Origin of the sequence: Streptomyces sp. NPDC058239 (assembly GCF_042882185.1) — a bacterium.
Classification (GTDB): Bacteria; Actinomycetota; Actinomycetes; order Streptomycetales; family Streptomycetaceae; genus Streptomyces.
Map to the genome: position 1 here is coordinate 1 of NZ_JBHVWS010000084.1, position 9,599 is coordinate 9,599.

At 68.0% G+C, this 9,599-nt stretch carries 11 protein-coding genes and 2 pseudogenes; 9 read left to right on the forward strand and 4 right to left on the reverse strand.

The features are described 5' to 3' along the window. Positions 1 to 441: pseudogene (locus tag ACFVYE_RS43975) on the forward strand (hypothetical protein); the annotation flags it as partial. Positions 442 to 1,106: 665 nt separating this feature from the next. Further along, positions 1,107 to 1,583 (forward strand): annotated as a pseudogene (locus tag ACFVYE_RS43980) (transposase); the annotation flags it as partial. Positions 1,584 to 1,935: 352 nt separating this feature from the next. On the opposite strand, the gene ACFVYE_RS43985 reads toward ACFVYE_RS43980, so the two are convergent. The 4 genes from ACFVYE_RS43985 to ACFVYE_RS44000 all read right to left on the reverse strand — a co-directional run bounded on the left by ACFVYE_RS43985 (position 1,936) and on the right by ACFVYE_RS44000 (position 4,576). Continuing rightward, the gene (locus tag ACFVYE_RS43985; protein ID WP_389609123.1) at positions 1,936 to 2,727 is read right to left on the reverse strand and encodes a type II toxin-antitoxin system RelE/ParE family toxin; all 792 of its coding nucleotides are present in this window, start codon (positions 2,725 to 2,727) and stop codon (positions 1,936 to 1,938) included. Next, positions 2,724 to 2,909: a hypothetical protein gene (locus ACFVYE_RS43990; protein ID WP_389609125.1), complete on the reverse strand. Its 186-nt coding sequence runs from the start codon at positions 2,907 to 2,909 to the stop codon at positions 2,724 to 2,726. The genes ACFVYE_RS43985 and ACFVYE_RS43990 overlap by 4 nt, the downstream gene beginning before the upstream one ends. Before the next feature lie 122 nt (positions 2,910 to 3,031). Next, a complete protein-coding gene (locus ACFVYE_RS43995) occupies positions 3,032 to 3,193 on the reverse strand; it encodes a hypothetical protein (RefSeq protein WP_389609127.1) in 162 nt (53 codons plus the stop codon). 714 nt (positions 3,194 to 3,907) lie between these two features. After that, positions 3,908 to 4,576: an SGNH/GDSL hydrolase family protein gene (locus tag ACFVYE_RS44000; RefSeq protein ID WP_383978921.1), complete on the reverse strand. Its 669-nt coding sequence runs from the start codon at positions 4,574 to 4,576 to the stop codon at positions 3,908 to 3,910. Positions 4,577 to 5,004: 428 nt separating this feature from the next. On the opposite strand from ACFVYE_RS44000, the gene ACFVYE_RS44005 reads away from it, so the two are divergent. From ACFVYE_RS44005 to ACFVYE_RS44035, 7 genes are all read left to right on the forward strand, one after another. Beyond that, positions 5,005 to 5,202, forward strand: coding sequence for a hypothetical protein (locus ACFVYE_RS44005; protein ID WP_383978918.1), 198 nt, complete (start codon positions 5,005 to 5,007; stop codon positions 5,200 to 5,202). 477 nt (positions 5,203 to 5,679) lie between these two features. Continuing rightward, positions 5,680 to 6,129 (forward strand): hypothetical protein, encoded by a 450-nt coding sequence (locus ACFVYE_RS44010; protein WP_389609129.1) that lies wholly within the window; start codon positions 5,680 to 5,682, stop codon positions 6,127 to 6,129. Between the two features lie 73 nt (positions 6,130 to 6,202). Continuing rightward, positions 6,203 to 6,334: a hypothetical protein gene (locus ACFVYE_RS44015; RefSeq protein WP_383979510.1), complete on the forward strand. Its 132-nt coding sequence runs from the start codon at positions 6,203 to 6,205 to the stop codon at positions 6,332 to 6,334. Further along, a complete protein-coding gene (locus ACFVYE_RS44020) occupies positions 6,321 to 6,989 on the forward strand; it encodes a helix-turn-helix domain-containing protein (protein WP_389609131.1) in 669 nt (222 codons plus the stop codon). Before ACFVYE_RS44015 ends, ACFVYE_RS44020 begins: the two co-directional genes overlap by 14 nt. Positions 6,990 to 7,000: 11 nt before the next feature. Beyond that, entirely contained in the window at positions 7,001 to 8,113 is a 1,113-nt protein-coding gene (gene lxmK, locus ACFVYE_RS44025; RefSeq protein ID WP_389609133.1) for a class V lanthionine synthetase subunit LxmK, read from the forward strand. Next, positions 8,110 to 9,216: a T3SS effector HopA1 family protein gene (locus tag ACFVYE_RS44030; RefSeq protein WP_383979502.1), complete on the forward strand. Its 1,107-nt coding sequence runs from the start codon at positions 8,110 to 8,112 to the stop codon at positions 9,214 to 9,216. The genes lxmK and ACFVYE_RS44030 overlap by 4 nt, the downstream gene beginning before the upstream one ends. Before the next feature lie 117 nt (positions 9,217 to 9,333). Continuing rightward, positions 9,334 to 9,477 (forward strand): LxmA leader domain family RiPP, encoded by a 144-nt coding sequence (locus ACFVYE_RS44035; RefSeq protein WP_383979499.1) that lies wholly within the window; start codon positions 9,334 to 9,336, stop codon positions 9,475 to 9,477. Positions 9,478 to 9,599 lie beyond the last annotated feature (122 nt).

The window sequence follows — 9,599 nt, forward strand, 5'->3', positions numbered from 1 at the left end:
TCGACTGCCTGTACCAACGAGCTCCGTTGCTTCGCGTCATCGATCCTTCAACACCCTTGCATGACCTGCGAGTTCGTTAACTTCCCGGCCTTGGGTCAGGGCCCGATCGTTGACCGGATGATCCCGGACTTGACCGCGGTTCTGGAGGACATCACGAAAAAGGCACCCAACGCTCAGATCGTCCTGATGGGATATCCCGAACTGCTGAGCCGGTCGGCAAAGTCCAGCGGCTCCTTGTGGTTCGACATGACCGAGGTACAGGCCCTGGTCGAATTGGTCAACTATGCCGATACGGAGCAGAAGCCCGAAGTGTGCTTGTGGGGCGTTGGCGACGGGGTGTGCATCAGCCGCGAGTCCTTCCATCCCAAGAGCGCCGGCGCCACCGGCTACGCCGACGTTATGCGTAAGCGGCTCGACGAGATCGGACATACGGGATCCTGACCAGATGACTCAGGAAACCTCCCCGCGCCCCCGGTCACGCGTGACCGGGTGCGCGGTCCTCGCCATAGCCGTCGCTTTCGCTGCCGTGATCGCAGCGGGTGTCGGGGTGTCCGTCGCTGTGTCCGACTTCTTCGACAAACCGGAGATCCCGGCGGCGGAGAAGCTCGGTAAGAAGGCTGGGCTGACCGAGTATCGTCTTCAACAGGCTTTGAATGATGGAGAGTTGACCGACCAAGAGATTGCACACGCGGCAGGAGGCCGTTGGGTGGCTACACGCAACAACTCGGGAACTCGCGTTGTCGTGGGCTATGAACCAGGGCCAACGTGTTACAAGTTCGCGTTGCCAGCCTCATCGGGCCCAACAGCCACCGTGCACCGCACCCAGATCGATCACTGCCCCGCACTCCCCAACACTCCCAATTAGCCAGCTCTCAGCTTGACTCTGTCGGGGATCTTGGAGTTCCCGGTGCGACAGCGTGACCAGGGGGCATGCCGAGTTTTGCCAGCACACCGGACAGATGATCGAGCGGGGGACCGGGAAATCGCCCGGCGCAGAGTCAGATCGGCCTCGGCCGCGTGGTAGACGACGTTGGTGTCGACGTCAGTCGGCTCTGCCCCGAAGGCCCGTACCCCGACCAGCCACGAACGCCGCCAGTTGGCCTGGGCCGGACAAGGTCCTGCTGGATGTCGCACTCGCGGTCGCTCTGGGCGGGGACTGCCTTGCGGATGTAGCGAGGCTGCGGGCCGAGCCCGATGTGTTCGGCCCGGTGGCCTCCGATCCGACCGTTTCCCGCCTGGTCGGCGCGCTGGCCGCATCCGGACCGAAGGCACTGACCGCGATCCGCTCGGCCTGTGCCGAAGCGCGAAAGCGAGTCTGGGAGTTGGCCGGGGCCAGGTCTCCGGCCGCCGACGGACAGGTGATCGTGGACATCGACGGAGTGCTGGTCCTCGCGCACTCCGAGAAACAGGACGCGACACCGACCTGGAAGAAAACCTCCGGTCATCATCCGCTGGTCGCGTTCGTCGACCACGGCCAAGTCGGTTCCGGGGAGCCGGAGGCCGCCCTGTTGCGGCCCGGCAACGCCGGCTCGAACACCGCAGCTGGCCACATCGAAACCGCCCGGCTCGCCCCGGCCCAGCTGACACCCGCCGCTGGGAACCCAAGAAGCTCCGGCCCCGGCTGTTCTCCGCCCTCGCGCAACTCGTGAGTCCCGCCCGCCGCCGCTGGCTCCGCCTGCCCGCACGATGGCCCTGGACCGACGTCATCACCGGCGCTGTCGACAGGCTCCAGGCCTTGCCGAACCCTGTCTGACCAGCCACTTCGTCCGTGCGAACAACCCGAACGACTACACCGGGACGTGGAACCCGACGCCCGCCCGATGCGACAACTGGGCCCTCATCCTGCCCTGATCCCGCAAAAGCCGCACCCCGCAAATGCAGAGTCCCCGTCAGCGAACCGACGAGGACTCATGAACGATCGAGGCCAACCCTGGGTCAAGCCCTGGCGATATTCCTGCCCGGCATCGGCTCCGCGAGTGTTGTCCGCCATTCAGGCGCACCGAAGGCGTCCGCGAAGTACTGCGTCTCGTGCACCACATGCCCGTGGGCAAACTCCATAATGCTCACCGAATAGGTGGGCGCCCGGTCGTACGTGATGACACACTCGCTCACCCACAGATCTCCACTGCCAACGATCCGGTGGACGGTGAAGTGCCGACTGGCAGGGTGCCCGCCACGTTGCGCCGAAATCGTCGCGCGGCCCCGGAATCGTTCACCTGACTGGGGGTAGTCGAGGATCGCGTCCGCAGCGTAGATGGCGTGCTCGGCTTCGGTATCCCCACGTTCCGATGCCTGCCAGTGCTCCTCGAGTGCGGCCCTGGTCCGGATATCAGGATCCATCGCATTGTCCCTTCTGCAGGAGGCCGGAGCGATCCGGGGACCTGGGAATGCTTCAAGGCTTCCTCCCAGGACGCTGGGCCGTTGAACGTAATGGGCAATGGTGACAGCGTAGAACGCCCAACGCAGTGATTCGGCTTCACGACAGCTGCGGTTGCCGAGGTGGATGACGCTGACGCAGATCTGCTGGTCGCTGATCTTGTACATCACGCGGTAGTCGCCGACGTGGATGCGCAGCACGTCGGTGCTGCCGAACGCGCTGTCGGGCCTGGGGTCGTCGGCGAGGTGGTCGGCGGCGGTGAACACCTGCCGCACCCCGGCGGGGTCGTCCTTGGCGAATCGCTCGGCCTTGGCGAGGGCCTCGGGCTCCCAGACGACCTCGTAGCTCACGCCTCGGCTCCGCCGAACACGCGGCGGTACGCCTCGTCGTGCGGGACGCCGGCTTCCTTGCCCCGGGCCTGACGCGCGCGGTAGGCGGCCAGGGCCCGCAGCTCCTGGAGCTCCAGGGCGTCGGCAGGACTGACCAGTATCGCGAAGGTCTGTCCGTGGTCGGTGATGGCGACACGGCTCACGGGTGGCGCTGACCTCGCGCGCGATGGCGCCCAGGCGGGCGCGGGCTTCCACGATCGAGTAGGTGTCGTCTGCCACGACAGCGTCAGTCGTTCTGCCACGGGAACTGTCAGTGGGAACGGAGTCACGCCTCGGGTAAGAGGATGATGCGGGTGCCGTTGGGCGCGGTCCGACCCAGGATGCGGAGCTCGTCGTTGTTGCGTACGAAGACGACGAGGCCCTTGAGCTGGCCCCGGTCGACGAACGCGGGCCGGGGGCGGAGCACTTCGTAGGGGCGGCTGACCACTTACAAAGGTGTGCCCAGGGCCCAGCGGCGGTTGCCGTCGGTGTACCGCACCGTACTCGGGACGATCCTGCGCTTTCCCGACACCGCATGGCCCTCTGCCGGACGATCCCGACTATGCCGATGTCCTGGCGAAGAAGTACCCCACGTGCAGCGGCATCCATCCGCCGATCGAACTCGCGCTCGCCGAACGTGACCGGCTCGTCAGCGCTGATGCGATCGAGCTGACCGTTCCGCCGCTCGTGACGGGGGAGACCACCATCGCGTGGCCGTCCAGTCTCCCCGAGGCCCGCATGGGACTGCCGTTCAGGCCCTGTACTCCCGAAGCCAGATCGAGCAGGCAGGAGAGCCGGTGCCGGCCGTTGGCGACGAGGCGGGGGCTGACGAGAACGACGTCCCCCGCCTCACCGCTCGTGGGCTCGGAGTTCGGCAGCGTCTTGTCGCACCAGTCGAGGAGGAGCTGCTCGCCGGGAAGAACGGAGGAGGCGAGCCGGAGCGGCTGCGGCGTCAGCCCTGCAATACGGCCGCAGACCTTGAGTCAGGCCTCGAACCACGGGCAGAGGTCCTGGCCCTTGATCTCGCACATCTCCAGAAAGGCGATGCAGGCCCTGTTCTCGTATAGCTACGGCCAGGTGGCGAGTAACGCCGGGTGATGTTCCAGGATGTCGTTTCCCCTCGTTCGCGATTGCCGGTGCCGCGGGTGATCGCGAGGCCCGGTCACGCGACCAGGCGCAGCCAGGCCGCCGCGAGTGCGGCGTGACCGGCCGGCGTCGGGTGTACGCCGTCTGTGGCCCAGTACTCCGGCCCGGTCGTCGCGGCGAGCTCGGCGAACATGTCGTCGGCGTCGAGCAGATGCGCGCCGTACTTGCGGGCGAGCTTGCGCACGACCTGGATCTTCGGGTCCAGGTCGGTGCGCCATTCCTTTCGCTCCTCCTCTCCGATGAGCGTGACACCGGCACCGGCCTCGACGACGTCGTGGATCGGCAGGAGGAACGGCTCGATGAGGATCAGCTCCGTGCCCGCCTCGGAAAGGGGCGCGAGCAGGCGGTCATATCCCGCTTCGAACTCCTCCGCGGGGATCACGTACCCCTTCGGGTCCAGCGTGTGCCAGCCCATGTCGTTGACCCCGACGAGGATCGACACCACGTCCGGGCGCGCGTCGAGCACGTCTGTCTGCCAGCGGGCTTCGAGGTCCATCACCTTGTTGCCGCCAATCCCGGTGTTCAGCCAGGTCACGGGCCGGTCCGGGTGCCGGAGTCCCCACTCGCCCGCAACGCGTAGCGGGTAGCCGAACCCGAGACCGTCTTCGCTCTCCAGCCGTTGGCAGTCGGTGATCGAATCGCCGGTGAACATCACGGTGCTTTCCGGTCGGACAGTGATCGTCATGTGCGCTCCTTGAACTCGGGTGAGGAGAGGAAAGCGGAAACCCGCAGCCGGATGGGCACCCGGCAGGACCTCTCGAAAGGTGCCAGAGCCCACCGACACCGGACCGACAGCCCCCGATACGCCACCGACACCACGGCTCCGCCGCCCGATCACCCCTGGTCAAAGCGCCGATCAGCCACGCAGCGCTACACGTCACCTGGCCGTTGACACCTCACGTTGCTACGCCGTCAAGTCAGTCGGGCCGTGTCCTCGAACAACGGGCCGCTCGCGGCACGACCGAGTCGGCCTCCCCCCAGCACTCTTTGCCGACGTGGGACCAGGTGGTCGCGCTGCGGGACTTCATCCACGGACGGACATACGCTGCTGCGGCTTTGACCATCCGCCTCGACGGAGAGCCGCCTCACGCCCAGGGGGCCGCTTTGGCACGCGTGGCCGAGGTCAACGGAGCCCTGTACGAAGTCACGTCCCACCTGTGCCGTCGTCTGTATGCAGACCTTGCAACGGGTCGCCCCGGGCCCGTCGCGCATGCGTCGTGGGCGGCCCTGGTGTCGATCGCCGAGGCCTGGCGCGAGGACCCCGAACTGCCAGGCTGGATGAGCGAGCTGCTGCCGGTCAGGACGCGCTGACTGCGAGCTCAGTCGGTGATGGGAGTGGTGCTGAACTCCGCTTCCACTCGGTCAACCACGTGGGCAGGTATTGGACGGAGGATCACTGGAAGCCCGCTGTCCAGATCCCGACGGATGACGGTGTCGGCCGTGCGCTCGTCGACGAGGCAGTCCGCGCGGCCCGTTGCGTTCTGTCCCTCGAACTCGCCATGCCCCGCTGTCCGATGCGCAATTCGAACAAGGCCCTGACCAGCCCGGACAGCCCGCGTCTGTCCCGGACAGCCGGTTGCCGTTGCTTCGGCCCGCCGGCGGTCAGCAGTCTCTGTGGTGCCCGGCCGGCCAAACCGTCGCTACGGCACGGCGAGAGACACAGCGGGCCCATGCATACGGGCCCGGCCCGGTCGGCTGACGCACCGGTGGCCGGGATGACCCGCCTTCCGGTGCGACTGCCGTCTGGCCGGGATCAAGACCGGCTCTTGGGACGCAAGAGGAGAGAAGATGGGCGTGCCAGTAGTGAGGACGATGTCGATCGAACGGAAGTTCTTCATCGGCGTGGCGGCGCTGTGCGTCGGCAGTTGGGCGACCGGTGCGCGGACGCGGTTTCTCGGTAGGCGCCGACGGATGGCGGCGTTTTCCACGATGACTCGAGACGATGGCAGTGTGGTCGAGATCGATCACCGGCGACCGCCGGTCGCCGAATTCGGTGTGCTCAACGAGTCCGACACCATCGCTGACATCGCTGAGACGCTCACCGCCCTCGACCGGCCGGACAAGGCCTGTGCCGCCCGGTCCCAGGCCCTCGACCTGTACCGGTCCCAGGAGCGGGCGGCGGGCGGCGACCGCGCCGAGGCGGCGCTCGCCGCCCCCGCCCGGGTAGGTCACGGCCGGCCGGAGCGCTGGGCTGCAGACCCACAGCCGTTCAATCAACTCGTCAACCGTTACAGGTAGGTCGAGCTGCCAGAAGAGCACCTCCACGGCCGGACATGAACAGTGGGCACGGCTCACCAGTAGCCACCGACCGATGCACGAGCACCACCAGAAGCACGGGCAACCGGACCCGGTCGGACGACCGGCGGTCCAGGACTACGACCCGCTCGCGACGGGGCGACGGGGGAAGAAGAGCGAGGAGTTGACGAAGCATGGGACGACCTGAAACACCCATCAATCCCGAAGAGGGCCCCTTACAGAGTTTCGCCCATGGGCTGCGAGCCCTGCGAAGGGCTGCGGGCAACCCTTCATACAGGCAGCTCGCCACCCGTGCCAACTACTCGGGGACGTCGCTCTCGGAGGCGGCTCGTGGGCTCAGCCTCCCCAGCCTGGATGTGACGCTCTCCTATGTTCGGGCATGCGGAGGGGACACCGGCCGCTGGGAACAGTTCTGGCTGGAGACCGAGGCGGCGCTCGCCGACGCTGCTGCGCCTCGGCCCGGCAGGGATGCTCCCCGTACCACGACCGGGGGAGAGACGCGGAGACTGCGGGCTGCTCTCCCTACGATCATCGGGCTGCTCGGAACAGCCGGGCTGGCGGGTGCGGCGCATCGCCTCACCGGGACCGCGGTGACCATCCTGGCAGGTGGCTGTCTGTCGACGGGTTTCCTGATCGGCCGGGTCACCGGTCGGCGCCCGGCCTCGCCTTTCCGCAGCGGGAGCACACAGCCGGAAGCCGCGCCCTACGACCTCCAGCCTTCCGCCGGGACAGGGCATCGGACCGCTGTGCTCACCTCACGGCTCATACGCCCGGATGACAATCCACCCTCACCCGCCGACGGCGACGTGTGCGGGACACCGAAACCGACCCGGACGCAGTGACGGAGAGCCCCATGCATACGCAGATGCCATCGCACACGACACCACCGCTCAGCGAGTTTCCCGAGATCAACGCATTCCTGGCGCGGCTCGGCCTGGGCGAACTGACGTCCCCGGACAGTATCCGCGGCAGGAAGGGCCGCAATCCCCATTGGAGTGGTGTCACGGACTCCGGCCGGAAGGTGTTCGTCAAGAGGCTGGACGCACCCGCGGAGCTTTCGGCCGCGCGGATACGACAGTCGCTCGCCTTCGATCGGCTGTTGCGCAGCCACCCGCACCTCGGTCTCTCTTCTCCGCGTTGCCTCGGCGCGGACGTGGACGGTCGGCTGCTGGTGTTCGAGCTCGTGGAAGAGGCGAGGACCGCTGCCGAGCTGACGAACGAGGGTGAGCTCACCGAGGACCTGGCGTACGAGCTCGGGGTCACGGTGGGAAGGCTGCACGAACTGCCGGTGACGACGCTGCGGGGCGATCCCGCCCCTACGCCCCTGCTGCCTTCTCTGGAGCTGCTCGAAGGCCTGCCCGCCCCGATGTTCGAGGCCGCGTCAGCCGCCGAGTTGCAGATGTGGAGCCTGGTGCAGGACGACTCCGGTCTGCTTGAGGCGGTGCGCGGGCTCCTGACGCGTGAGCAGCTGGCCACGCCGGTGGCGGCCCATTGCGACCTCCGACTCGACCAGTTCCTCGTGAGCCAGGGAAAGGTCTTTCTCACCGATCTCGAGGAGTTCCGGGCAGGGGACCCGGCCCGGGATCTGGGCGGAGTCGTCGGTGACGTCTTGCACCGTGCCGTGCTTGACGCCGCGGCCCTGGAGCCGGCCGGGGAAGGGGATGACGCGACGGCACGCTCCCGGATGGTGTCGCAGGTGGCGGAGGGCATCCGTTCGGCACGCCCCGTCATCGCAGCGTTCCGGCTGGGCTATCGCACCGCACGCGCGGACGCGGGCACGGCCGTCGAGACGTCACGCGTCGTGGCATTCGCCGGGTGGCATCTGCTCGACAGACTTCTCGCGGGCGCCGGCAACGCAGCCCGTCTCTCGGCCCTTGGCCGTGCCGCTGCCGGGATCGGGAGGAAGGCGCTGCTCTCTCCCGGCGCGTTCGTCCCGACTCTCGGACTCGGGGAGGCACCGGCATGACGGCGAACCGGACGGGACCGCACGCCCGCAAGGAAGCCGTCCCGAACGACGCGCGCCCCCTGGCCCCGAGGGTGTACGCGGTGCTCGACAGCGTACGGGTCCACGCGGACGGCCTGAGCGCGGCGGTACGGGGAGAGCGTGTCACAGCAACATCCCCACGCGCGCTGGAATCCCGGCTCGCCAACGCGATCTACCAGATGATGCACGTCGGGCGGCGCTCGCCGGACGCCGACCCGGCCCCTCCCGCGCTCGACCGGGCTCTGGAGGAGAGTCTCGTCCGGGCCGTGCCGCACGAGTTCACCCACTACCCGGCGCCGGTCCTCACGGTGGACGGGCGGCAGGCGGTGGTCCGGATAGCGGGCGTACGGGTGCGCCTCGATCGCGACCGCATCACGATCGGCAGCGCTGAGACGGCCGAGACTGCCAAGACCGCCGCGGCCAGTCAGGCCGGCTGGGCCGGTGAAGACGACGCGGTGCGGATCGGCCACCTGGCCTCCGTGCGTGTCGCGGCGGTCAGGCCACGGCTGACTCCCGGGTTCCTGCTGGCCGACGGCTCCCGGCCGCTCACCGGAGATTCCCCTGTGCTGCGCATGTACGTGCACGTGCCTTCGCCGGGGGTCGCCGTCGATGTCTGGGGCACGGCGCTGCGGTACTTGGAGGAGGAGGCCCTCCCTTACCGGGCGAAGGTCATCTCGTCCGGAGGGCAATTCCCCCGCCAGGACGCCCTGGTGGTGTACCTCGGCAGCCGTGCGCAGAAGGGTTTGCCCGGTCTGATACGGGCCGTCGGCAGCGTGGAGGGGGTGGGCACCGGAACCCCCTGCTTCGCCCTGCCGGTGGCCCCGGGTGTTGCGCTCGCCTGGGAACCCGAGGACCCCCGGCCGGGAATGCGCCGCATCAGCCTCGGAGAGCACCGGTCGCGCGTGATGGCGACCGCCCTGGTCCGCAGCGCCGTACCCACAGGCGACCACCCTTCTGCCGACGGCCCGGCCGATGTCGTACGGAAGGCACTGACTGAGGCGAACATCGACCCCACCGAACCGGCGCGCAACCTTTCATCACCGCCTTTCTTCCCCCGGCCCGATGAAAAGCAGAGGCCCTTTTGACCGCCGTCAATTGTCTCTTCGAATCCGGCCGCCACCACCGTAGTTTCGTTGTCGCCCCGAGAGAAATCCGGTCCGCCGGGCGGGGCACCACCTGATGGGACTCACAAAGGAGAAACCATGTCCGAGATCGAGCTGGCCGAAGGATTCGACGCGTACACCGACGTTGCGGAGATGGCCGCCGAGGGTGCTCCTGAGGAGGCCCCCTCGATCCTGACGGTCATTTCCGTCAGCGTCATCGGCACCATCCAGTGGGGTTGCTGATCTCACCCACCTGTTGCGGCCGGCCGGATTGGTCACCGGCCCGCCGCAACGGCCCTGTTCGGCGCCGGGCCGTTAGCACCCGGCGGCAGCGGCGGAACCTGTCCATTACGGCAGGAGTACGA

Coding starts and splice junctions, on each gene's coding strand:
- ACFVYE_RS44000 (WP_383978921.1), bottom strand. CDS start 4,576: ATGACGATCACTGTCCGACCGGAAAGCACCGTGATGTTCACCGGCGAT.
- ACFVYE_RS44010 (WP_389609129.1), top strand. CDS start 5,680: ATGGGCGTGCCAGTAGTGAGGACGATGTCGATCGAACGGAAGTTCTTC.
- ACFVYE_RS44015 (WP_383979510.1), top strand. CDS start 6,203: ATGCACGAGCACCACCAGAAGCACGGGCAACCGGACCCGGTCGGACGA.
- ACFVYE_RS44020 (WP_389609131.1), top strand. CDS start 6,321: ATGGGACGACCTGAAACACCCATCAATCCCGAAGAGGGCCCCTTACAG.
- lxmK (WP_389609133.1), top strand. CDS start 7,001: ATGCATACGCAGATGCCATCGCACACGACACCACCGCTCAGCGAGTTT.
- ACFVYE_RS44030 (WP_383979502.1), top strand. CDS start 8,110: ATGACGGCGAACCGGACGGGACCGCACGCCCGCAAGGAAGCCGTCCCG.
- ACFVYE_RS44035 (WP_383979499.1), top strand. CDS start 9,334: ATGTCCGAGATCGAGCTGGCCGAAGGATTCGACGCGTACACCGACGTT.